This is a genomic window from Streptomyces sp. KL116D (genome assembly GCF_030766975.1).
Taxonomy (GTDB): domain Bacteria; phylum Actinomycetota; class Actinomycetes; order Streptomycetales; family Streptomycetaceae; genus Streptomyces; species Streptomyces longispororuber_A.
On sequence record NZ_JASERH010000064.1, the window covers coordinates 1 to 22,156 of the forward strand.

The 22,156-nt window shown below is 72.3% G+C and carries 21 protein-coding genes; 13 read left to right on the forward strand and 8 right to left on the reverse strand.

Annotated elements, in window-relative coordinates:
* The first annotated feature begins 193 nt into the window (after positions 1-193).
* Positions 194-763 (forward strand): DUF1269 domain-containing protein, encoded by a 570-nt coding sequence (locus RBJ77_RS25980; protein ID WP_372347247.1) that lies wholly within the window; start codon positions 194-196, stop codon positions 761-763.
* 7 nt (positions 764-770) lie between these two features.
* On the opposite strand, the gene RBJ77_RS25985 is transcribed toward RBJ77_RS25980, so the two are convergent.
* The 6 genes from RBJ77_RS25985 to RBJ77_RS26010 are packed head-to-tail and all read right to left on the reverse strand — an operon-like array spanning position 771 to position 6,733.
* Complete coding sequence (locus RBJ77_RS25985; RefSeq protein ID WP_372347248.1) at positions 771-1,496, reverse strand: GAF and ANTAR domain-containing protein; 726 nt, start codon at positions 1,494-1,496, stop codon at positions 771-773.
* A 12-nt stretch (positions 1,497-1,508) separates the two neighbouring features.
* Entirely contained in the window at positions 1,509-2,321 is an 813-nt protein-coding gene (locus tag RBJ77_RS25990; RefSeq protein WP_372347249.1) for a GAF domain-containing protein, read from the reverse strand.
* A gap of 59 nt (positions 2,322-2,380) precedes the next feature.
* A complete protein-coding gene (locus tag RBJ77_RS25995; protein WP_372347250.1) occupies positions 2,381-4,249 on the reverse strand; it encodes a CheR family methyltransferase in 1,869 nt (622 codons plus the stop codon).
* 8 nt (positions 4,250-4,257) lie between these two features.
* Positions 4,258-4,857 (reverse strand): chemotaxis protein CheB, encoded by a 600-nt coding sequence (locus tag RBJ77_RS26000; RefSeq protein ID WP_372347251.1) that lies wholly within the window; start codon positions 4,855-4,857, stop codon positions 4,258-4,260.
* 59 nt (positions 4,858-4,916) lie between these two features.
* Positions 4,917-6,263 (reverse strand): DUF2252 domain-containing protein, encoded by a 1,347-nt coding sequence (locus RBJ77_RS26005; protein WP_372347252.1) that lies wholly within the window; start codon positions 6,261-6,263, stop codon positions 4,917-4,919.
* 17 nt (positions 6,264-6,280) lie between these two features.
* Positions 6,281-6,733 carry a hypothetical protein gene (locus RBJ77_RS26010; RefSeq protein ID WP_372347253.1) on the reverse strand — a complete coding sequence of 151 codons (453 nt, stop codon included), beginning with the start codon at positions 6,731-6,733 and terminating at the stop codon, positions 6,281-6,283.
* A gap of 112 nt (positions 6,734-6,845) precedes the next feature.
* Between RBJ77_RS26010 and RBJ77_RS26015 the strand changes: the two genes are divergently transcribed.
* Entirely contained in the window at positions 6,846-8,048 is a 1,203-nt protein-coding gene (locus RBJ77_RS26015) for a winged helix DNA-binding domain-containing protein (protein WP_372347254.1), read from the forward strand.
* Positions 8,049-8,207: 159 nt separating this feature from the next.
* On the opposite strand, the gene RBJ77_RS26020 is transcribed toward RBJ77_RS26015, so the two are convergent.
* The gene (locus tag RBJ77_RS26020) at positions 8,208-8,489 is read right to left on the reverse strand and encodes a hypothetical protein (RefSeq protein WP_372347255.1); all 282 of its coding nucleotides are present in this window, start codon (positions 8,487-8,489) and stop codon (positions 8,208-8,210) included.
* Positions 8,490-8,624: 135 nt separating this feature from the next.
* On the opposite strand from RBJ77_RS26020, the gene RBJ77_RS26025 reads away from it, so the two are divergent.
* The 7 genes from RBJ77_RS26025 (at position 8,625) to RBJ77_RS26055 (ending at position 14,602) form a co-directional block, all read left to right on the forward strand.
* Positions 8,625-8,987 (forward strand): arsenate reductase family protein, encoded by a 363-nt coding sequence (locus RBJ77_RS26025; RefSeq protein WP_372347256.1) that lies wholly within the window; start codon positions 8,625-8,627, stop codon positions 8,985-8,987.
* A 151-nt stretch (positions 8,988-9,138) separates the two neighbouring features.
* Positions 9,139-10,170, forward strand: a complete 1,032-nt coding sequence (gene glnII / locus RBJ77_RS26030) for a glutamine synthetase (protein WP_372347257.1) — start codon at positions 9,139-9,141, stop codon at positions 10,168-10,170.
* Between the two features lie 83 nt (positions 10,171-10,253).
* Positions 10,254-10,379, forward strand: coding sequence for a hypothetical protein (locus RBJ77_RS26035; protein ID WP_372347258.1), 126 nt, complete (start codon positions 10,254-10,256; stop codon positions 10,377-10,379).
* A gap of 78 nt (positions 10,380-10,457) precedes the next feature.
* Positions 10,458-11,006: a winged helix-turn-helix domain-containing protein gene (locus tag RBJ77_RS26040; RefSeq protein WP_255969031.1), complete on the forward strand. Its 549-nt coding sequence runs from the start codon at positions 10,458-10,460 to the stop codon at positions 11,004-11,006.
* Positions 11,007-11,125: 119 nt separating this feature from the next.
* Positions 11,126-12,391 (forward strand): sensor histidine kinase, encoded by a 1,266-nt coding sequence (locus RBJ77_RS26045; RefSeq protein ID WP_372347259.1) that lies wholly within the window; start codon positions 11,126-11,128, stop codon positions 12,389-12,391.
* On the forward strand, positions 12,376-13,026 hold the full coding sequence (locus tag RBJ77_RS26050) for a LuxR C-terminal-related transcriptional regulator (protein ID WP_372347260.1): 651 nt from the start codon (positions 12,376-12,378) through the stop codon (positions 13,024-13,026). Before RBJ77_RS26045 ends, RBJ77_RS26050 begins: the two co-directional genes overlap by 16 nt.
* A gap of 64 nt (positions 13,027-13,090) precedes the next feature.
* On the forward strand, positions 13,091-14,602 hold the full coding sequence (locus tag RBJ77_RS26055; RefSeq protein ID WP_372347261.1) for a DUF1996 domain-containing protein: 1,512 nt from the start codon (positions 13,091-13,093) through the stop codon (positions 14,600-14,602).
* A 30-nt stretch (positions 14,603-14,632) separates the two neighbouring features.
* Here RBJ77_RS26055 and RBJ77_RS26060 read toward each other — a convergent pair whose 3' ends face one another.
* Positions 14,633-15,085: a hypothetical protein gene (locus tag RBJ77_RS26060; protein ID WP_372347262.1), complete on the reverse strand. Its 453-nt coding sequence runs from the start codon at positions 15,083-15,085 to the stop codon at positions 14,633-14,635.
* Positions 15,086-15,214: 129 nt separating this feature from the next.
* Here RBJ77_RS26060 and RBJ77_RS26065 point away from each other — a divergent pair, with 129 nt between their 5' ends.
* From RBJ77_RS26065 to RBJ77_RS26080, 4 genes are all read left to right on the forward strand, one after another.
* Complete coding sequence (locus tag RBJ77_RS26065; RefSeq protein ID WP_372347263.1) at positions 15,215-18,322, forward strand: alpha-N-acetylglucosaminidase; 3,108 nt, start codon at positions 15,215-15,217, stop codon at positions 18,320-18,322.
* A gap of 70 nt (positions 18,323-18,392) precedes the next feature.
* On the forward strand, positions 18,393-19,199 hold the full coding sequence (locus RBJ77_RS26070) for a tyrosine-protein phosphatase (protein WP_372347264.1): 807 nt from the start codon (positions 18,393-18,395) through the stop codon (positions 19,197-19,199).
* Positions 19,200-19,216: 17 nt separating this feature from the next.
* Complete coding sequence (locus tag RBJ77_RS26075) at positions 19,217-19,723, forward strand: tetratricopeptide repeat protein (protein WP_372347265.1); 507 nt, start codon at positions 19,217-19,219, stop codon at positions 19,721-19,723.
* A gap of 525 nt (positions 19,724-20,248) precedes the next feature.
* Positions 20,249-22,153 carry a hypothetical protein gene (locus RBJ77_RS26080; RefSeq protein WP_372347266.1) on the forward strand — a complete coding sequence of 635 codons (1,905 nt, stop codon included), beginning with the start codon at positions 20,249-20,251 and terminating at the stop codon, positions 22,151-22,153.
* Positions 22,154-22,156: the final 3 nt, after the last annotated feature.

Consider the following 22,156-nt stretch of genomic DNA (forward strand, 5'->3'; position numbering starts at 1 on the left):
AGTTCGAGCTGTACTTCGACATCTAAGTCGACCCGAGCACAGCCAAGGGCCGGTGTCCCCTCGTGGGGCACCGGCCCTCGTGCGTTCCCGGGCCGGGCCGGGCCGGTTCGGTCGTCTCCCCGTGCGGAGCGGGGCAAAGGCTCCTAAACTCGGGCGAAATCGACCGCACTGAATGCCTCGGAGGAGTGCAGCCATGAGCAATCTGTTCGTCGTCGCCTACAACGATCTCGCGACCGCCCAGCAGGTCCGGGACAAGATCCTGGCGATGACCAAGGAGCACCTCGTCGAGCTCGAGGACATCGTCGTGGTCGAGCGGCGGGAGAGCGACGGGAAGATCAAGCTGCACCAGGCCGTGAACCACACCGCGATGGGCGCCGCGGGCGGGGCGCTGTGGGGTGGGGTCATCGGGCTGCTGTTCCTCGTGCCGTTCGTGGGGGCCGCCGTGGGCGCGGCCGCCGGTGCGGCCGGCGGGGCCATGACGGACACCGGGATCAACGACAACTTCATGAAGGAGCTCAGCCAGAACCTGCGGCCGGGCGCGGCAGCGCTGTTCGTGCTGGTGAAGCAGGCCGCCAAGGACAAGGTCGTGCCGGAACTCGCCCAGTTCGGCGGGCAGTTGGTGCAGACCTCGCTGAGCAACGAGGAGGAGGAGCAGCTGCGCGACATGCTGAAGGCCGCGCAGGAGAAGCACGGCGCACAGCACGACACACAGGCGAGTGCGCAGGAGACGGTGCCGGACACGGCGCAGCCTGCGGGAGCCTGAGGTTCCGTCAGTCGGTGGGGAGTTCGATGCGGCCCTCGATGACCTCCCGGGCCACGTCGGCGACCTTTCGTTGGCGGGATCGCGCGTAGCGGCGTAACCGGGCGAAGGCCGCTTCGAGGGTGAGGTCGTACCGGGCGGCGAGGATGCCCTTCGCCTGCTCGACGACGACCCGGCTGGACAGGGCGTGCTCCAACTGTCCCGCCAGCACCCGGCTCTCGCTCACCTCGCGCTGGAGGGACAGGGTGTGTCCCGCGGTCTCGGCGAGGGAGCGGGACAGCTTCAGGGCCCGCTCGTCGAGGAGACTGCCGGGCGCCGTGAACAGGACGAGGCAGCCGGCCGGGCCGTCCTTGGAGAACAGCGGCAGCGCCGTGACGCGGCCGTGGCCGAGGGCCAGGACGCGCGGGGACCAGCGCGGCCAGCGCACCTGCGTGGGGCGGGTGGTCACGTCCACGTCGATGAGGGCGCAGCCCGTCGTACGGGCGTCGTGACCGGGCCCCTCCCGCCAGCCGACCGCGTCCGCGGCCAGGGCCTGCAGGGCACCGTCGGTGCCGTCGGTCTGGATCGCGGCGGCGCCGCCCGGGGTGTACTGGACGATCGCGCCACGCGCGCCGAACAACCGCCGGCCGCTCTCCACGAGGGCGGCGAGCAGGGCCTGCGTGTCGAGCGGATCGCGGGCGGCCTCCCCCGTCAACCGGGCGAAGACCGCGGCAAGTTCCTGCTCCTGCAGCGTCACGGTAGCGACCTCTCAGCCGAGTTTGAGTAGTCCTGCGACGATATCCCGGGCCACCTCGCCGACGGCCCGGCCGTCGGAGAACGCGCGCGCTTTGACCAGTTCCAGCGCATCCGTGACGTGACAGCCCGTCTGGACGGAGACCATTCCGGCGGCCTGGTGCACCTCGGGCCGGTGGTCGATCTCGTCGAACAGGCCGTCGCCCGCCTCGCGGCCGAGGATGAAACTGCGGGTCAGAGCGTCGGCGACCCGCATGAACCGCGTGATGTCCGTGGTGGCGGAGCGCGCGTCGAACACGGCGAGGGCGCCGATGCAGTCCCCCGGCACCTGGAGCGGCACGGCGACCACACGGCCGATGCCGAGCGACTCGATGGCCGGTCCGTATCCCGGCCAGCGGGACCGCAGCACGGTTCCGGACGCGGCGACGGGGATCAGCTCGGCCACCGCGTCCCGCGCCGGGCCCTCGCCGAGCGTGTACTCCAAGTCCTGTGCGTGGCGCGCCGGTTCGTCGGACGCGGCGGCGGCCAGCTGGTTGCTGTCCGCGTCGACGAGGGTCACCGCCACGCTCGCTGTGCCGCACGCCTCCGCGACTCCGGTCATGAACAGGGGCGGCGGACCGCCCCTGCGCGTCCATTCGGTGGTACGGACGGCGTGGGCCTCGAGGAGGTCCGCCGCCACCCGGTGCCGCGCGGCGGTCGTACGGTGGATGTGGGCCATCCTGAAGTGCAGCTCTGTCCGGGTCTGCCGGGCGAAGACCTCGTGATGGTCGGCCAGCCGTTCCTCACGGTCGGCGCGCTCGCGTGCGCGGACCGCCCTCTGCCATGTCACCGCAGCGCCGTCGGGCACTTGGTCCCGGGCCGTCATGTCCTCAGCCTACGCCGCCGGGGTCACTCCGTACCGTCGCTCCGGCCTTCTTCCATCAGCAGAACGACACCGCCACGGTGGCCGTCGAACGGGCTGCACTGGACGGTGCACGTGATGTGACGGCCGAGTCGGTTGACCGCGTTGATCACGGCCGTCGCGCCGCGCTTGCGCGTCTTGACGCATTCCTCGACCGTGGCGAGCAGTTCGCTGGTCGGCAGACCGAAGTCCAGGCCGAAGAACGGCTCGTCGATCACCTCGTCCTGCCGCAGTCCCCACAGGTCGGTGGCGCCCCGGTTCCAGCTCTTGACCTTGAACCCCTTGTCGAGGACGACGACGGCGGCCGCGATGGAGGTGAGGACGCCCTCCAGGAAGGCGCGGGCCTCGTCCAGCTCCTCGCTGCGGATCCGCATCTCCTCGTTCATGGTCTCCAGTTCCTCGTTGCCCGACTGGAGTTCCTCGTTGGTGGTCTCCAACTCCTCGTTCGTGGACTGGAGTTCTTCGTTCGTCGTCTCCAACTCCTCGATGGAGGACTGGAGTTCCTCGTTCGTCGTCTCCAACTCTTCGTTCGTGGACTGGAGTTCCTCGTAGGCGGTCTCCAGGTCCTCGCGCACCCGCTTGACCTCGGCCTTGAGCTGCGTGGCGACCGTGACGTCGGTGAAGGTGATGTTGGTGGCGGCGGGCAGTCCGGCCGAGCCGACGAGCGGCTGGATGAGGATGTCGAAGTACTGGACGTCCTCGCCGACCCGGCGCTCCGCCCCGTTCACCCGCAGGGTGCGGCGCTCGTGCGTGGCCTGCTCGATCAGGGAGCGCAGTTCGACGGGACGGTAGGAGATCTCCAGGTCCTGGAAGGGGCGCCCGATGTCGTTGGCGGTCAGTCCGAACTGGACGCGGGCGTGGTTGTTGATGAGGACGACGATGCCGTCGACGTCGACCGCGAGGGCGGCGCCGGGCGAGGCGTCGAGGATGAGGTCGCGCAACTGCCGGTTGCGGGTCACGCTCTGGACCTCCAGCCCGAAGCCCTGCCGCATCTTGACCGGAACGGGCTGGTACGGCGTCGACGCCTCGCCGGGCCGCCGCCGGAAGACACGCTGGCGCATGCTCATCACATCGAACCGGTCGGAGTCGTTGAGCAGCATCTCGGCCTTGCCGAGGAAGAGGTAGCCCCCCTCGCGCAGGGCGAAGTGGAACCGGTCGATGATCTGTGTCTGCGCCTCGACGTTGAAGTACATCAGCGTGTTGCGGCACACGAGCAGGTCGAGGCGGGAGATCGGGGCGTCGCGGGTGATGTCGTGACGGCCGAAGATGACCCGGCGGCGCAGGTCGGAGCGGAAGCTGAACTGCGAGCCGTTCTGCTCGAAGTACTTGTCGCGCAGTTCGGGGGCGAGCGGTTCGAGGGTCTTGGCGGGGTAGAGGCCGGAGCGGGCGTCGCGCAGCGCCTCGTCGTCGACGTCGGTGCCGTAGATCTTGACCCGGTTCAGCGCCTCCTCGAGACCGAGGGCCTCCGCGAACATGATGGCCAGCGAGTACGCCTCCTCGCCGCTGGAGCAGCCCGCGCTCCACACCCGGATCTCCTCGTCGCCGCCGACCTGCGCGAGGAGCTCGGGCACCACCTCGCGCTGCAGGAACGTCCAGGCGTCGGCGTCGCGGAAGACGGAGGTGACGTTGATCAGGATGGTGTTGAACAGGGCGCCGAACTCGCCCGCGTTCGTCTCCAGCTGGTCGCGGTAGTCGGCGTACGAGTCGATGCCGACGTCCGACATGCGCTTGCGGATGCGCCGCCCGAGGGACGAGCGCTTGTAGCCGGAGAAGTCGAATCCCCGCGCGTCCCGCAGGAATTCGAGCAGCCCCTCGAGCTCCTCGTCCGTCTCTACGTCCTGCGCGTCAGCCGCCATGGTCCGTCCTACTGCCTCTTGATGTCGACAAGTCCCCGGATCACCGTGGGGATCTCCTCCAGAGGTAGCACGAAGTCAACTGCTCCCGTACCCACGGCCGCCTCCGGCATGCCGGAAAATTCGGCGGTCTCCGGATCCTGGGCGATCACGGTACCGCCCCGCGACTTCACCGCGTCGACACCCATGGCGCCGTCGTTGCCGGTGCCCGTGAGCACGACGGCCACCGCGCGGGATCCGTAGGCGCCCGCGACGGACTCGAAGAGCAGGTCGGCGGAGGGCCGCAGGAAGTGGACGAGCTCGCTCCGGGACAGCGAGAGCGTGCCGTCGGGTCCGGCCAGGAGGTGCCGGTCGGGCGGCGCGATGTAGACGGTGCCGGCGTGGGCGGGCTCGTCCTGCTCGGCGAGCTTGACGGTCAGATCGGTGCGGCGGTCGAGGATCTCGGCCAGCACGGTGCGGTGGCGCGGGTCCAGGTGCTGCACGATCAGCACGGGCACCGGGAAGTCCGCTCCGAGGCCGCCGAGCAAGGTCGCCAGGCCGTGGATGCCACCGGCGGACGCGGCGACGGCGATGACGGCGAAACTGTCGGCGGTGCTGAGGTTGGACGGCACAGTACGAGCGTAGTCCCGCGCGGGCCTTCGAGCGGCGCATGCGATGGCCGAAGGACTGGTCAGGCGCCGGGGGTGGCCGTCAGGACGCCCTCCGAGACGGCGCGGCGCAGGACGGCGTGGTCGCGGTCCGTCTGGTCCGCGTAGCGCAGGGCGAACGCGGCGACGGCGCGGTCGAAGGGGTCCGTCTTGCCGAGGTAGGCGGCGATGGCGATGCGGTCGCCGGAGCGGGCGTGGGCGCGGGACAGGGCGACGCCGCACAGCCGGGCGTAGGCGGTGAGCTCGTCGGGGCGCATGACGGCGACGTCGGCGGACCCCTTCATGTCGCGCAGCTGGCGCCAGTAGAAGGCGCGGCCCTGGGGGCCCGTCATCCAGCCGAGGAAGATGTCGCTCGCCGCCTGGAGGAGGCGCTGTCCCGAGACGACGCGGTGACCGGGGTGGATGTAGGGGCCGTGGTACGGGACATGGTCCTCGATCACCGAGCGGGTCGCCTCCTTGATCTGGAGGAAGAGCGGGTCGTCGGTGTCGCGGCCGGCGAGCAGCACGATGAAGCAGCGGGTGCCGACGCTGCCGACGCCGACGACCTTGCGGGCGGCGTCCACGAACCGGTACCGGTCCAGGAGCCGGCGGCGTTCCTCGGCGAGCGTGGAGCGGTAGTCGCCGAACATCTTGCGGATGGCCGCCGCGTCGGAGACGCCCGCCGGTTCCAGCAGGGGCGGGTCGTGGACGATGCGGCGGCGGCCGTCGGGCGTGGTCTCGGTGAGTTTGGCGAGGGCGTGGAGGCTGGTGCGCCGGGTGGCCTGGGCGAGGGTGTGCTCGGCGCGGCGGCGGTGCCGGGCGGAGCGGATCAGCGGCAGCAGGTCGTGGGCGTCGATGCGCTCGTACCAGACGGCGAGCTCCCCGAGGCCGGCCAGTCTGCGCATGTTCGTGCGGTACGCGGCGGTCGCGGCGAGGGCCGCGCGGTGGGCCTCCTTGTCGCTGTGGCCGTTGCCGCGGGCGGCGACGGCGACCGACGCGGCGAGCCGTTTGACGTCCCACTCGAAGGGGCCGGGATAGGTCTCGTCGAAGTCGTTGAGGTCGAAGAGGAGGGAGCGCTCGGGCGAGGCGAACAGGCCGAAGTTCAGCAGGTGCGCGTCGCCGCAGAGCTGGACGGTCAGCCCGGTGTGCGGGTTCGCCGCGAGGTCGCCCGCCATGACGGCCGCGGCGCCGCGCAGGAACGCGAACGGGCTCGCCGCCATCCGTCCGTACCGGATGGGCAGCAGGTCGGGGAGCCGGTCGGCGCCCTGCCGTTCCAGGACGACGACGGGGTCGGGGCGGTCGGCAGCCGGTATCCAGGGGGCGTGCGCGGACCGGGGGGCGTGCTTGCGGGCACGTTTCCCCTGGGCTGCGCGGTCGGCGGGGCTGCTCATGGCGTACGCCCCGCCGTTCAGTGGCGCAGGGCGCGGGTGACGTCGGCGGTGATGTCACCGTCGAGGGAGCGGTGGCTGCGGGCCGTGGCTTCCTTCGACTTTCCTGCCTCGACCCCGTTCACGTTGAGCGCGACCGTGTCGAGCGTGTTGCCGCCGCTGTCCTTGAAGGAGACGAGGACGAGGTACGACTTCGTGGACGAGGCCCCGTTCGTGGCCGTCACCGGCACCGTGGCGCGGTCGCCGTCCTTGCTCACGTCGCCGAGCTTCACGTCGCCCTTGGCGTCGACGCCGTTCTTGAACTCGTCGATCTTGTCCTGCGCCTCGGCGGTCGCGGACGCCAGCACGTCGGCCGCCTTGGAGGCGGCGTCGGAGGGGCTGGTGTCGCTGTCGGAGCAGCCCGCGACACCGACGGCCAGGGCTGCCGCCAGCACGGTCGCGCCCACCGCTCGTCCACCTCGCATGCCGGCCATCCGAACACCTCCGCTCGCGCGCTCCACTGCGTCCGCCCAGTCAACGGTGCGCCTCCGGGGGCCCGCATGCCAAGTACGGCAAACAGGTGACCGGTCCGGCAGGATGGCCGGCATGAACAGCGGACCCAGGAGGCACATCGGCACCGCCGAGCGGCGCGTCCGGCTCGCCCTCGCGCACCGGCTCGCCCCGGCCGCGCGGGCGGAGCACGCGGAGGACGTGGCGCGTTCGCTCGTGGCGCTGCACGGCACGGACCCGGCGACCGTCTACCTCGGGGTCGGGGCGCGGCTCGCCGACCCGGGCCCGACCGTGCCGGATCTGGAGCGGGCCCTGTACGAGGACCGGACGCTGGTGCGGATGCACGGGATGCGGCACACCGTGTTCGTGTTCCCGACGGAGTTCGCGGCGACCGTGCACGCGTCGACCGGGCTCGCGGTCGCGGCGAAGGCGCGGGCCGGGCTGCTCAAGGACCTGACGACGGGCAGCGACGGGCGGCTCACGCCCGAGTGGCTGACGGAGGTCGAGGCGTCGGCGCTGGCCGCGCTGGAGCGGCGCGGTGAGGCCACGGTGACCGAACTGACCGTGGACGAGCCCCGGTTGAAGGAGCAGTTCACGTACGGCAGGGGGAAGAGCTACGAGGCCGAGCAGACGGTGTCGTCGCGGCTGATGCGGGTGCTCGGGGTGGAGGGGCGGGTCGTACGGGGCCGGCCGCTCGGCTCGTGGACCTCGACGCAGTTCCGCTGGGCGATCGCCCCGCCGCATCCCGAACTCCCGGTCGCCGAGGCCCAGTCGGAGCTGCTCGGCCGCTGGCTCACGGCGTGCGGGCCCGCCACGGAGGGGGACCTCAAGTGGTGGACCGGCTGGAAGGTCACGGACGTGCGCAGGGCGCTGGCCGCGGTGGAGGCGGTGCCGGTGTCGCTCGACGGCGGCGGCACGGGGTACGTCATGCCGGACCGGGTGGACGCGCCCGACGCCGATCCCGGGCCGTGGGCGGCGCTGCTGCCGGGCCTCGACCCCACGGCGATGGGCTGGCAGGAGCGCGACTGGTACTGCCCGCCGGAGCTGCGTCCTGCCCTCTTCGACGGCAGCGGCAACATCGGTCCCACGGTGTGGTGGGGCGGGCGGATCGTGGGCGGCTGGGCGCAGCGGGCGGACGGCGAGGTGGTGTGGCGCCTCCTGGACACGACGGGCGGCCGGGCGGCGGAGCGGGCGGTGACGGCGCAGGCCGCGCGCCTGTCCGCGTGGGCGGCCGGAACGCGGGTGACGCCCCGCTTCCGCACGCCCCTGGAGAAGGAGCTGGCGGCGACGGGCTCTTGAGGCGGACAGAGGCGGCGGCGGAGCCGCGCCTCCAGGGGCGCGGGGAACTGCGCGGCCAGCCACGACGGACCCGCACCCGCCGGTGAACGGCCGCCCCACCACGGCGCGCACGCGCACACCCGGTGGCCGAGGTCACCCGGCCACCGGGAAACGCACGGGTCAGCGGCTGTAGCGCATCAGCGCCCGCACCATGTGGCACGTCGTGTCCGACGGCGGGTGGATGCCGATGAGCTCGGCCGTGGAACGGATCCTTCGGTTGTGGGCCTGGTTGGGAAGGTAGACGCCGGAGTCGAGCAGGGCTATCGCCAGGCGCATGGCCTTCAGGCGACGGTTGTGCGTGATGTACCAGTCGCGGGGTCGCCCCGCGGGGAGCGGCCTCTTCTCGAGCGGCGTGTACGGCAGATCGATCAACATCGGAGCGGCGGCAGCGGGCACAGGCATCCTCCTGTCGCGGACTCGAAAGCCCCCGAAAGCTCTCGAACACTGCTTCTATTCTACTGCCGACCACTGACAAAAGCCGCTGGCCAGACCCCAGTTGGGACCGTCGCGAAAGGCCTCTCGCGTACCGTTGGCCCCATGGAGATCTGGATCAACCCGGCCTGCTCGAAGTGCCGCAGCGCGCTCACCCTGCTCGACGCCGAGGGCGCCGACTACACGGTGCGCCGCTACCTGGAGGACGTACCGGCCCCCGACGAGATCCGTGCCGTGCTCGACCGGCTCGGACTCGAACCGTGGGACATCACCCGCACCGGCGAGGCGGCCGCGAAGGAGCTGGGCCTGAAGGACTGGGCGCGCGACGCGGACGCCCGCGAGCAGTGGATCGAGGCCCTCGCCGCGCACCCGAAGCTGATCCAGCGCCCGATCATCACGGCCGACGACGGCACGGCGGTGGTGGCGCGCAGCGAGGAGGCGGTACGGGACGCGCTGGGCCGCGGCTGACCGCCCCCCCCTGATCGCATACGAGGTCACGGGCCGCGTCCCGCCCCGGGCGACTCCGGTAACACGGGGTTCACACACGGGCAACGGCCGGGAAATCGCCTGTTGACAGGCTGCCCGGCAGATAGAGACCCGTGAGTGAGGATGTGGCCCCGTGACGTTCAAGGCTGAGTACATCTGGATCGACGGCACCGAGCCGACGGCCAAGCTTCGTTCGAAGACGAAGATAATCGCGGGCACGCCCGCCGGCCTGGACACGCTGCCGATCTGGGGCTTCGACGGGTCCTCCACCAACCAGGCCGAGGGCCACGCCTCCGACCGCGTGCTCAAGCCCGTCGCCGTGTACCCGGACCCGATCCGCGGCGGCGACGACGTGCTCGTCATGTGCGAGGTCCTCAACATCGACATGACGCCGCACGAGTCCAACACGCGGGCCGCGCTCGCCGAGGTCGAGGAGAAGTTCGGCGCGCAGGAGCCGATCTTCGGCATCGAGCAGGAATACACGTTCTTCGAGGGCGAGCGCCCGCTCGGCTTCCCGGTCGGCGGCTTCCCCGCCGCGCAGGGCGGCTACTACTGCGGCGTCGGCACCGACGAGATCCACGGCCGTGACGTCGTCGAGGCGCACCTGGACAACTGCCTCAAGGCGGGCCTCGGCATCTCCGGCATCAACGCCGAGGTCATGCCCGGTCAGTGGGAGTTCCAGGTCGGCCCGCTCGCCCCGCTGGAGGTCTCCGACCAGCTGTGGGTGGCCCGCTGGCTGCTCTACCGCACCGCCGAGGACTTCAAGGTCTCGGCCACCCTCGACCCGAAGCCGGTCAAGGGCGACTGGAACGGCGCCGGCGCGCACACCAACTTCTCGACCAAGGCGATGCGCGAGGGCTACGACGCGATCATCACCGCCTGCGAGTCGCTCGGCGAGGGCTCCAAGCCGATGGACCACGTCAAGAACTACGGCGCCGGCATCGACGACCGCCTGACCGGTCTGCACGAGACCGCCCCGTGGAACGAGTACTCCTACGGCGTCTCGGACCGCGGCGCCTCGGTCCGCATCCCGTGGCAGGTCGAGAAGGACGGCAAGGGCTACATCGAGGACCGCCGCCCGAACGCCAACGTCGACCCGTACGTCGTCACCCGGCTCCTCGTCGACACCTGCTGCTCCGCCCTGGAGAAGGCCGGCCAGGTCTGATTCCGGCCATGAGCCGCACTTGGGCGCCCGCGTCTTGCGCGGGCGCCCTCTCCTTTGCGCACTCCGTCTGCTTCAATATGGGCATGGCCAGCTTCCAGGACACCACCGCACGAGGTCACCGTGACGACCTCGAGCCGTTCTGGCCTTCCCGACAGCACCACGACTTCGACCGGGTGTGTTGCCGCGCGATGAACGCGCAGGCCCTCTAAAGCCGTACGGCCTTCGGTCTGCGCGCACGACGTACGTCCCTTCCCAGACGGCCTCTCGCGCGAAAGAGTCGACCACTCATGGCTAACGCCCGCTCCCTCTCCGTTGCCCCCTCCCCCGCCCGTACCCGGCTGCGCGCCGTCGACCGCGACGAGATCGTCGACGTGACGGAGTTCCTGCCGCCGGGCGCGACCCTGCTGCCCGCCCCGCCGCACACCCTGCCCACCCTGCCGGGCCGCCCGCCGATGATCGGCTACCTGGTGCTCGTGCCGGCCGACCAGCAGCCGCTGCTCCCCACACCGGTGCCCGCCGACGAGCCCGCGCCGGCCGCCTCCGACACGCTCATCGGCATCGACGGCGCGCAGCGCACCGCGCGGGTCGACGGACGCCAACTCGACCTCACCTACCTGGAGTTCGAGCTGCTCGCCCATCTCGTCGCGCACCCGCACCGGGTGCACACCCGGGACCAGCTGGTCACCACGGTGTGGGGCTACGGGCACGTCGGCGACGGCCGCACCGTCGACGTCCACGTCGCCCGGCTGCGCCGCAAGCTGGGCGCCGAGCACCGCAAGGTGATCCAGACGGTGCGGCGCGTGGGTTACAAGTACGCACCGCCGGCCGGCCGCTGATCCGCGCGTGCCGGGGTGTACCCAGTGACACCCCGGTACGGGTGCCGTTCCCACTGACCGGGGCCGTTCCAGCGGCGACACTGTGAGGGTCGGGAGTCGGGGAACGGACGGAGTGCGGAATGGCTGCGAGGGTGCGGAGCGCCGTGCGGGCGGGGCTGCGGGGACTGTGTCTCGCCGCGGTCGGGCTCGCCGGGTCGATCACCTTGTTCGTGCTGTCCGTGCTGTCGATCGTCTTCGTGCTGCTCGGGGTCGGCGCGCTGACCACGCCGTGGGTGCTCGGGCTGGTGCGGCACTGGGCGAACTGGCGGCGGGTCGTCGCCGCCGAGTGGTGCGGGGTCCGGATCCCGGCGACGTACCGGCCCTTTCCGGACGATCTGCGCGGCGGGATCGTCGGGCAGCTGGAGCGGTGCCGGCTGATGCTCGGCGATCCGGCGACCTGGCGGGACCTGCGCTGGCTGCTGGTCGACATGACGGCCGGATTCGTGACGGCGGTGCTGCCGGCGGGGCTCGTGTTCTATCCGCTGGAGGGGTACGCCATCGCGGCCGGGCTGTGGCGGGTGTTCACGGACGGCACGCACGTCGGCTACTGGTACGGGTTCGTGCCGATCAGCGGCCAGGGCACGGCGCTGCTCGCCGCGCTGCTGGCGACGGCGCTGCTGGTCACCGGGCTGTTCACGGCGCCCGCCCTGCTGCGCGTGCACTTCCTGCTGACCCGGTCCGTACTCGCCCCGGCGGACGGTGAACTCGCCGAGCGGGTCCGGGTGTTGACCGAGACCCGACGGGACGCCGTGGACACCTCCGCGGCCGAACTGCGGCGCATCGAGCGGGATCTGCACGACGGGGCGCAGGCCCGGCTCGTCGCGATGGGCATGGACCTGGGCACCGTCGAGGCGCTGATCGAGAAGGACCCGGCCCGGGCGAAGGAGCTGCTGGCGCAGGCCAGGCAGTCGTCGGCGGACGCGCTGACCGAACTGCGCGACCTGGTGCGCGGCATCCATCCGCCGGTGCTCGCCGAGCGTGGACTCGGCGACGCCGTACGGGCGTTGGCGCTGCGGCTGCCCGTCGCGACGGAGGTCGACGTGGAGCCGGCCGGGCGGGCCGACGCACCCGTCGAGTCCGCCGCGTACTTCGCGGTCAGCGAGGCGCTCACCAATGCCGTGAAGCACGCGGGCGCGGACCGGATCTGGGTCGACATCGCGCACGGCGACGGCATGCTGCGGGTCTCCGTCACCGACAACGGCAGGGGCGGCGCGGTGATCGGAGCCGGCGGCGGGCTGAGCGGGATCGAGCGCAGGCTCGGTACATTCGACGGTGTCCTCGCCGTCAGCTCCCCCGCGGGCGGTCCGACCATGGTGACCATGGAGATCCCTTGCGTGTTGTCCTAGCCGAAGACCTGTTCCTGCTGCGGGACGGGCTCGTGCGGATGCTGGAGGCGTACGACTTCGAGATCGCGGCCGCCGTCGAGAGCGGACCCGAACTCACCAAGGCCCTGGCGGAGTTGGACCCGGACGTCGCCGTCGTCGACGTGCGCCTGCCGCCCTCGCACACGGACGAGGGCCTGCAGTGCGCGCTCGCGGCGCGGCGGGCCCGGCCGGGTCTTCCGGTGCTCGTCCTGTCGCAGCACGTGGAGCAGCTGTACGCCCGCGAGCTGCTCGCCGACGGGACCGGCGGGGTCGGGTACCTGCTGAAGGACCGGGTCTTCGACGCCGATCAGTTCGTCGACGCGGTGCGGCGGGTGGCCGCCGGCGGGACCGCGATGGACCCGCAGGTGATCCAGCAGCTGCTGTCGCGGCGGGCGGCGGACCCGCCGCTCGGCGGGCTCACCCCGCGGGAGCTGGAGGTCCTCGAACTGATGGCGCAGGGCCGGTCCAACGCGGCGATCGCCGGTCAACTCGTGGTCACGGAACGGGCGATCGCGAAGCACACGTCGAATATCTTCGGAAAACTGGGACTTCCGGTGTCGGACGACGACAATCGGCGGGTTCTCGCCGTGCTCGCCTATCTGGATCAAGGGCGATAAGGGATTCCGGAGTTTCCTGAGGGCCGCTTTGAACATCGGCGGCTCGCGTTGCGTACGTAGTCCCATGGGACGCACCTCACGGAAACGGCGCTCTTCGCTGGCGACGCGGATGACCATCGCGTCGGCCGCACTGCTCCTGGGCGGAGGTGGGCTGGTCGCTGTCAATGTGTACGCGTCGGCCCATGAAGAAACCTCCGGGGAATCGGGACAGGACGCGAGCAGCGCAGCGCAGCAGACACAAGTGGCCACCATCGACTGCCCGGACGTCGGCAACGCCCTGCCCGACGTGCCGGACGGGGCCCGTGGCCGGGTCGACGGTGAACTGGCCACGCTGGACAGCCAGATCACCGAGGCGTATCAGCGGCTCGCGTCGAACCGGGCCGCCGCCGCCCAGGACCCGAACTTCGTGCAGAACAGCATTCTGGGCCCGCTGAAGGACAAGCGCGTGGCCGTCCTCGGCCGGATCGGCCAGGACATCGGGCGTGCGGGCGGGCAGCCGCCGGACGGGCTCGACGGGATGGCGCAGTGCACGGGCCGGTCGACCGGCAACAGCGGGGGCAGCTCGCCCGCGCCGTCCGGCAGTTCGGCGCCCGGCCAGAACCCGTCGCAGCAGCCGGAGCAGCCCGGCCAGCCCGGCCAGTCCGGGCAGCCGGGTCAGTCCGGACAGCCCGGGCAGCCGAGCACCGGCAACGGCCCGGAGGCGGGCGACTTCGTCGCCATCGAGTCCGTCCAGCCCAATGTCAACGCCGCCCGCAACCAGCGCGGCGCGTCACGCGGCACGTTCACGACCGCCTGCGGGCGCAATCAGAACGGCAAGTTCAATCCGGACAATGTCATTGTCGCGCCCGGTGTGAGCAATGGCGCTCACCACATGCACGATTACGTGGGAAATCAGGCGACGGACGCCTTCTCCAGTGACGACGATCTCGCCGCGGGGCAGACCAGCTGCCGCAATCGCGGGGACAAGTCGACCTATTACTGGCCGGTGCTCAGGCTGCAGAACGGAAAGGACGAGGCGGACGCGGGCGCCGACGGCGGCGGAAAGGACCAGAACGTCGGAGAGATCCAGACACCGGCCTCGGTGACCTTGAAATTCGACGGGAATCCGACCAGCAAGGTCGTGGCGATGCCGCGCTTCCTGCGGATCATCACGGGTGACGCGAAGGCGTTCACCAACGGCGACGCGAACGCCAACGCCTCGTGGAGCTGCACCGGGTTCGAGAACCGGCAGCTGAAGGACAAGTACCCGATCTGCCCGGACGGCTCGAAGGTCGTGCGCACCTTCCGGTTCCAGAGCTGCTGGGACGGGACGAACACCGACAGCGCCAACCACCGCACGCACGTGGCCTTCGAGGACCCGCGGACCGGCGCCTGCCCGCAGGGCTTCAAGGCCATCCCGCAGCTGGTGCAGCGCATCGTGTACGACGTGCCGCCGGGTCCCGGCTTTGCCGTCGACTCGTTCCCCGAGCAGCTGCACAAGCCGGTCACCGACCACGGCGACTTCATCAACGTCTTCGACACCCGGCTGATGCAGCGCGTCGCGAGCTGCATCAACCGGGGCGACCGCTGCACCTGACCGCACTCCCCCGGCCGCTGCGCGGCCGGCTCAGTGGTGACCCGTGTGCCCGGAGCCGGGCGACTCCTCGTGACCCCCACCACCGCTACTCCCCGAGTGGTGCGAGGAGGACCGCTCCACGGTCCCGCCGAGCCGGCCGCGCAGCTCTGTCACGACCCGGTCGGGGCCGACGGCGATCCACCGGCGGCCGACGAGGTAGGTGCCGCCGTAGTCGTCGGCCGCGTCCAGCCACTCGGCCTGGCCGCGGTCGGTGGCGAAGGTGGCCAGCACCCAACGGGAGCGACCCGAGCCGCAGTTGGCCTGGCGCAGCTCGTCGGCGTCGGTCTGGACGTCGGGCTTCGCACAGCCCGCCCGGTGTGCCAGTTGCTCCAGTGAGCCGCTCGCCGTTCGGGGGATCTTCGGCGCCGGGCGGCCGTCCCCGTGGGCCGTGCACCCGGTCGCGGCCGCGAGCGCCACGACCCCCGCCACCAGCAGCTTCCTCATTGCGCACTCCTGTCCCGTATGCGTTCCGTGCACCGACACGTTCGCGCCGACCCCGTGCGCACCGTTGAGCACGGACGTGCGCCCGGTTAGCGTGCGCCGCACCATCCGCGACGCAGGGGGGTCACACGTATGTCCGCGCCAACGAGACGCACGGTTCTCGGCACGGCAGGTGCCGTCGGGCTCGGCACTGCCCTGGGGGGCCTGGCCGTGCCGACGGCCGCACATGCCGCTCCGGCGGTTGATACGTCCGCGGCGCTCGCCGCGCTCAAAAGGCAACTGCCGCACCATGCGGACCAGTTCGATCTCAGACTGGTCGCCCCGCAGGGCGGCGCGGACCGTTTCCGGGTGTCCGGGACACGGGGCCGCATCGAGGTGTACGGGACGACCCCGGCCGTGATCCTGGCCGGGGTCCACTGGTATCTGAAGTACGTGTGCGGGGCGCACATCGCGTGGAACGGCAGCCAGCTGGACCTGCCGAACAAGCTGCCGGCACCCGCCCGCCCCCTGGAGCGCTCGACGTCGCTCCCGCACCGCTTCGCGCTCAACGACACCAACGACGGCTACACGGCGCCCTTCGCCGACTGGCCGTACTGGGAGCGCATGATCGACGTGCTCGCGCTGCACGGCTGCAACGAGGTCCTCGTCATCGCGGGCATGGAGGCCGTCTACCACCGCGTCCTGAAGGACTTCGGCTACAGCGACGAGGAGTCGAGGGCCTGGCTCCCGGCGCCCTCGCACCAGCCGTGGTGGCTGCTGCAGAACCTCTCCGGCTACGGCGGTCCGCTCACCCCCGAACTCATCGCGAAGCGCGCCGCGCTGGGCCGGAAGATCACCGACCGGCTGCGCGCGCTCGGCATGAAGCCGGTGCTGCCCGGCTACTACGGGCACGTCCCGAAGGGCTTCGTCGAGCGCAACGGCGGGGACGCGCACGTCGTGCCGCAGGGCGTCTGGCACGGCTTCGAGCGCCCCGACTGGCTCGATCCGCGCACCACGTCGTTCGCGCAGGTCGCCGAGTCGTTCTACGGCCACCAGAAGGACCTGTTCGGCGAGGTCGACGCGTTCAAGATGGACCTGCTGCACGAGGGCGGCACGGCGGGCGACGTGCCGGTGCCGGACGCGGCGCGCGGCGTGGAGGCGGCGCTGCGGAAGAACCGCCCGGGCGCGACCTGGGTGATCCTCGGCTGGGAGGCCAACCCGCTGCCCGAGCTGCTCGACGCCATCGACAAGAAGAAGATGCTGATCGTCGACGGCGTCTCGGACCGGTACACGTCCGTCACCGACCGCGAGAAGGACTGGGGCGGCACCCCGTACGCGTTCGGCACGATCCCGAACTTCGGCGGCCGCACGACGATCGGGGCCCGCGCGCACATCTGGAACGAGAAGTTCTTCGCGTGGCGCGACAAGCCGGGCAGCGCGCTCGCCGGGACGGCCTTCATGCCGGAGGCGACGGACCGCGACCCGGCCGCGTTCGAGCTCTGGTCCGAACTGGCGTGGACGGAGAGCAAGGTGGACCGGGCGGCCTGGTTCGCCTCGTACGCCGACTTCCGCTACGGCCGCCGCGACAAGGACGCCCGCGCCGCCTGGCAGGCGCTGCACGACACCGCGTACCAGCAGAAGGCGGTGGAGCGCTCCGACCCGCACGACTCGCTGTTCGCCGCCCGTCCCGACCTGTCGGCCGACCGCGCCGCCTACTACGCGCCGCGCGCCCTGACCTACGACCCGGGCCGCTTCGACGCGGCGCTCGCCGGGCTCCTGGGCGTGGCGGGCGGTCTGCGGGGCAGCGCCGCCTACAAGAACGACCTCGTGGACGTCGCGCGCCAGGCCCTCGCGCACCGCAGCCGCCAGCTGCTGCCCCAGCTCAAGGCTGCGTACGCGGCCAAGGACCAGGCGACCTTCAAGGCCCTGTCGACGCTGTGGCTGAAGCTGATGCGGCTGTCGGACGACGTGACGGGCACCGCCCAGGCGTTCCTGCTCGGCCCGTGGATCCAGGACGCCAGGAACCTGGCCACGAACGACGCCGAGCGCGCCGAGTTCGAGCGCTGCGCGAAGGTCCTGATCACCGTGTGGGGCGACCGGGCCACGTCCGACCCCGGCAACCTGCACGAGTACGGCAACCGCGAATGGCACGGCCTGATGGCCGACTTCTACCTGCCGCGCTGGCAGAAGTGGCTCGACGAGCTGCAGGACGCGCTCGCGGCGGGCCGGGCGCCGGCGACGATCGACTGGTTCGCGTTCGAGGAGCCGTGGACCCGGGAGCGCAAGGACTATCCGCTGCGCCCGTACGGGGACACGTACAGGACGGCCGCCCGCGTCCGGGACGTGCTCGCCCGCGCCCCCTACCAGGGCGCCCTCACGGTCACCGCCGAGCCGCCCGCCTTCCCGCCGGGCGGGCACGCGCGCGTGGCGGCCACGTTCCGCAACGTCAACGGGCTGCGGGCGACCGGCCGCGTCGACTTCACGCTGAAGGGCATCGACGCGGAGCCGGAGGGCGCCACCTCCCTCAGGAGCGTCGCGCCCGCGGGCGAGGGCACGGTGGCGTGGCGGGCGAGCGCGCCGGGCACGCCCCTCGACGAGCCGCTGCGTCCGCTGCCGTACACCCTCGACGTGCAGTACGGGCCGGCGGGCGAGGAACGGGTCACGTACGAGCACAAGGGCACGCTTTTCGAGGCGGGTCCGCTGGCGGCGGGCTGGAAGACGTACAGCAACAACGCGGCCGTCTTCGGTCAGCTCGACGACCGTTTCGCGATCGACGGTGGCGGCGCCGATCTGTGGAAGGGCACGACGGAGTTCGGCACGGCGTACCGGGAGGGCGCCTTCACGGACGGCTCGTCGGCGGTGCTGCGGGTGGACGCGCAGGCGGTCACCGGCGCTTGGGCGCGGGCGGGGATCATCGTGCGCAACTCCCTGGCCACGTCCGGCTCCCAGGGCTTCCTCAACCTGTCGGTGACGCCGTCGAACGGGGTGGTCCTGTCCTACGACACGAACGGCGACGGCACCCTGGACACGTACAAGCGGATCACCGGGATCAAGGCGCCGGTGCTGCTGCGGCTGAGCCGGGCCGGCGGGTCGTACACCGGCGAGTGCTCCACGGACGGCGGGACGACCTGGCGGACCGTCGCGACCGTGCCGGTGCCGGGGGCGGCGGCGACGCAGGACGTGGGCCTGTTCATGACCGCGACGAACGGCGGGAACGGGGCGCGCGGCACGGTCGGGTTCAGCGGCTGGCAGCTGTCGTAGCGCGGCGGGGCCGGTAGGGGACACTGGGCGGGACATACCGCGCAAACCCGAACGTACGGGAGTTCCGCCCATGGCCGTCCCCATCCCCGCCACCACCGTCGCCAACCTGCGCGACCTGGGCGGCACCCCGCTCGCCGACGGCGGCCGGGTGCGGCCCGGGCTCGTCTTCCGCTCGGGCCAGCTGGACCGGCTCGACCCGGCGGCCGACCCCGCCTTCGCGGCGCTCGGCATCCGCACGATCCTGGACCTGCGCACGGACGCCGAGCGCGCCGCGCGCCCCGACCGCACCCCGGACGGGGTGCGCGCCCTGGCCGCGGACGCGCTCGCCGACAAGCTGGCGCAGGCCGGGGTGGCGCCCGCGGCGGCCCGGCTGAAGGAGGTGCTCGCCGATCCGGTGCGCGCTGAGCGGCAGTTGGGCGGCGGGAAGGCCGAGGCGCTGTTCGCCGACACGTACCGGTCACTGGTCTCGTCGGGCTCGGCGCGCGCCGCGTACCGCACGCTGCTCCTGGAACTCGCCGCGCCCGACGCCGGGCCGCTGCTCTTCCACTGCACGGCGGGCAAGGACCGCACCGGCTGGGGCGCCACCGTGATCCTGACCCTGCTGGGCGCGGACGACGCCACGGTCGAGGCGGAGTACCTGGCGGTGAACGCGGCGGTGCGGCGGTCGTTCGCGCCGCTCGTCGAGGGGTTCACGGCGCAGGGCGGCGACCCGGACATCGCGCTCTCCGTCGTCGGGGTGGTGCCCGGCTACCTGGGGGCCGCGCTGGACGAGGTGGCCACGCGGTACGGCGGCGTCGAGACCTACGTACGGGAGGGGCTCGGCGTGCCGGACGAGGCCGTGGCCGTGATCCGAAAGCGGTTGACGGCCGACGGGTGATCGCCGAGGGTGACCCGATGGGCATCGAGGGCAGTGACTGGGAAGCGCGGATCGCGGCGCTGTGGGCGACGTTCGACGACTACGACGAGGAGAGCGCGGGCGACTTCCGCGCGCTCGTCGACGACCTCGTCGCCGAACTGCCCGCCGGTAGCCCCGTGGCCGCCTTCGAGCGCGCCTGCGCCTGGGACTCGACGGGGCACTCCGACCAGGCGGTGCCGCTGTACCAGGAGGGGCTGCGGCTGGGGTTGGCCGGGTATCGGGTCCGGCGCACGAAGATCCAGCTGGCGAGTTCCCTGCGGAACGTCGGGCGGGCCGCGGAGGGGGTCGCTCTGCTGGAGCCCGAACTGGGCGCGCCCGGCGATGAGTTGGACGATGCGGTGCGGGGGTGTCTGGCTCTGTGCTACTCCTCGCTGGGGCGGGATCGGGAGGGGTTGTCGTTGGTGCTGGAGGCTCTGGCGCCGCATCTGCCGCGATATCAGCGGTCGATGGGGAACTATGCGCGAGCGCTGCGGGTCGCGCCGTAGCTTCGGGGGCGTGTGCCGGGTGCGGGCCGTTGGGCCTTCTCGCGCAGTTCCCCGCGCCCCTGAGCGTCTGCCATGTCACGGTCGGTTCTTTGAGCGGGGGTCTCGTCGTGGTTGCTCGCGCCGTTCCCCGCGCCCCTGAGCGTGTGCCGGGTGGCGGTCGGTTCTTTGAGCGTGGGTCTCGTCGTGGCTGGTCGCGCCGTTCCCCGCGCCCCTGGGCGTCTGCCATGTCGCGGTCGGTTCTTTGAGCGTGGGTCTCGTCGTGGCTGGTCGCGCCGTTCCCCGCGCCCCTGGGCGTCTGCCATGTCGCGGTCGGTTCTTTGAGCGCGGGTCGCATCGTGGTGGCTGGTCGCGTCCCTGAGATGCGCGTCTTCGGTGCGGCGTCTCCCCGTGGGGGAAGGCAGCGCGCAGCGCAGGCCTTCAGGGGCGCGGGGAACTGCGCGAGCAACCACGGCGAGAGCCGCACCCGAAGCCACACCCCTGTGACCATCCCACGATTCGCTCGTTCTGCTGAACGTGCAGTCAAAGGTGCAGCAACCCACTCCCCCGTCCCCCGGCGGAGCCGACGTCATCGACGTCGAGCACGCCGAAGCCGCGCTGGTCGAGCACTACCCCCGCCTGGTCCGCCTCGCCTACCTGGTGCTGCCGCCGGGCCTGGGCCGCAACCGCCGCGTGCTCACCGCCCACTCGATGACCCAACGGGCGCTCCCCCGGGGCCGCACCGCACCGGCGCCCCCGGCGGTCCCCGCCCAGCGCGGCAGCGACCACCGCACCGGTGACCCGGGCTACGCCTACGTGCGCCTCCGGGTGCTGCGCAGCGCCCTGGAGGCGGGGCTGCCGCTGCGCCGTGCGGCCTGGCCGAAGCGGGCCCAGCTGCCGCCGCTGCTGCCGCAGGTGCGGGGGCTCAAGCTCTTCCCCAAGTCCGGCGGCGCCGATGAACTCGCCCTGGACCAGCGGCTGTCGGCGCTGACCGGTCCGGCCCGCGCCGCGTACGTGCTGCGCGGTCTGGAGCGCCTGGACGACACCGCCGTACGCACCACGCTCACCGCCGCGGGCTGCACCCCCGAGGAGACGGCGGCGGCGCTCGCGGCTGCGGACGGGGTCGAGGCGCAGTACGCGCTGCTCGAATCGCCGGAGTTCGACCCGTGCTCCCTGCACGCCCGCCCCACCGATCTGATGCGCCGCCGCCAGCACGTGAAGGCGGTGGCCGCGGCGGTCGCGGCGACCCTGGTGTGCGGCGCGCTGCTCGGTCTGCCCGGTGGCGGCTGGGGCCGGGACGGCGCGGCGGCGCCGCCGTACGCACAGAACCCGGCCGGTCAAGCCGCCCTGGATCCGGGGAAGTTGACGAAGGTCGCGGTGGGCGCGTGGCAGAACTCCGCGCGCACCGACTTCTCGGTGTGGCCGGCCCGCGGCTCCCTCACGGGCGACCGGGACCTGCTGCGCCGGGCCCTCGCGGTGTGGGCGCGGCCCGGTGGGTCCGTGCAGGTGTCGGCGACGCCCGGCACCCAGGCGGGCGCCCCGCCGGGACCCGCGCAGCTGCTCTACGCGGGCGTGGTCGACCGGGCCCGCATCGTGCTGCTCTACGACGGCCTGCGCATCGTGCGCTACGCCGAGCCGGAGAGCGGCACGAGCGGCGCCGCGCTCGACTTCGCGCGGGTCGACGGGGCGACGGGCCCGCAGTCGGGCGCCGTCGTCCTGAACCGCGCCGACGGCAACGTCCGCTATCTGACCGCCCCTTGGGTGACCCGCTCGGCGGTCCGGGACCTGCTGCGCCCGGCCGCGGCGCCGCAGCCGCTGGCGCGGACGAAGGACGGGGTGACGGCGCCGTTCCCCAGCCCCGCCCTGGCCGCGTCGTGCACGTCGTGGAACGCGCTGGCGCTGACCGACGCCACCGGCACCCGGCTCGCCACGGACCTCGGCGAACTCGTGCCCGCGCACCTCACGTCGGGCCGCCCCGACGCGCCCCGCGAGTCCGCGCCCGGCGACTGGCGGACCACCGCGTGCTCCCTCGCGGCGGCCCGCTCGCACGGGGTGAGCTCCGTCAACGCGTGGGCGTACGCGAGCCAGCAGCTGCCCGAGGCGAACGGGGTCGCGCAGTGGGTGTGCACCCGGGCCGAGACCTGGCGGGGCGGCGGTCCGCGCACCCTCGCCCTGTTCGGTGCGCCGGGCGCCGCCACGGCGGTGGTCGCGGCGAAGTCGGAGGGCTCCCCCGCCTGCGGCGCGCGTGATCCGCTGGTGCTCGCGGGCGTGCGCTGGAAGTCGCGGGCCGGCACCTGGTACCTGGTCGCCGCGGGCAGCAAGAAGGTCGACTCCGTGGTGGCGGCGGGCGCGACCGGGGCCGGGAACCTGCTGGCCGTGCAGGCTCCGCGGGGCGCGAAACTGACGCTGACCGGCCGGACGGCGGACGGCACCCGGGTGACGACGCTGCGCTGACGT

Bases quoted from the DNA above. Each gene is read 5' to 3' on its own strand.
- RBJ77_RS26035 (WP_372347258.1), top strand. From the start codon at position 10,254: ATGGCCAGCTTCCAGGACACCACCGCACGAGGTCACCGTGACGACCTC.
- RBJ77_RS26005 (WP_372347252.1), bottom strand. From the start codon at position 6,263: ATGAGCAGCCCCGCCGACCGCGCAGCCCAGGGGAAACGTGCCCGCAAG.
- RBJ77_RS26060 (WP_372347262.1), bottom strand. From the start codon at position 15,085: ATGAGGAAGCTGCTGGTGGCGGGGGTCGTGGCGCTCGCGGCCGCGACC.
- RBJ77_RS26045 (WP_372347259.1), top strand. From the start codon at position 11,126: ATGGCTGCGAGGGTGCGGAGCGCCGTGCGGGCGGGGCTGCGGGGACTG.
- RBJ77_RS26040 (WP_255969031.1), top strand. From the start codon at position 10,458: ATGGCTAACGCCCGCTCCCTCTCCGTTGCCCCCTCCCCCGCCCGTACC.
- RBJ77_RS26065 (WP_372347263.1), top strand. From the start codon at position 15,215: ATGTCCGCGCCAACGAGACGCACGGTTCTCGGCACGGCAGGTGCCGTC.
- RBJ77_RS26025 (WP_372347256.1), top strand. From the start codon at position 8,625: ATGGAGATCTGGATCAACCCGGCCTGCTCGAAGTGCCGCAGCGCGCTC.
- RBJ77_RS26015 (WP_372347254.1), top strand. From the start codon at position 6,846: ATGAACAGCGGACCCAGGAGGCACATCGGCACCGCCGAGCGGCGCGTC.
- RBJ77_RS25980 (WP_372347247.1), top strand. From the start codon at position 194: ATGAGCAATCTGTTCGTCGTCGCCTACAACGATCTCGCGACCGCCCAG.
- RBJ77_RS26010 (WP_372347253.1), bottom strand. From the start codon at position 6,733: ATGGCCGGCATGCGAGGTGGACGAGCGGTGGGCGCGACCGTGCTGGCG.
- RBJ77_RS26020 (WP_372347255.1), bottom strand. From the start codon at position 8,489: ATGCCTGTGCCCGCTGCCGCCGCTCCGATGTTGATCGATCTGCCGTAC.
- RBJ77_RS25995 (WP_372347250.1), bottom strand. From the start codon at position 4,249: ATGGCGGCTGACGCGCAGGACGTAGAGACGGACGAGGAGCTCGAGGGG.
- RBJ77_RS26055 (WP_372347261.1), top strand. From the start codon at position 13,091: ATGGGACGCACCTCACGGAAACGGCGCTCTTCGCTGGCGACGCGGATG.
- RBJ77_RS26070 (WP_372347264.1), top strand. From the start codon at position 18,393: ATGGCCGTCCCCATCCCCGCCACCACCGTCGCCAACCTGCGCGACCTG.
- RBJ77_RS26075 (WP_372347265.1), top strand. From the start codon at position 19,217: ATGGGCATCGAGGGCAGTGACTGGGAAGCGCGGATCGCGGCGCTGTGG.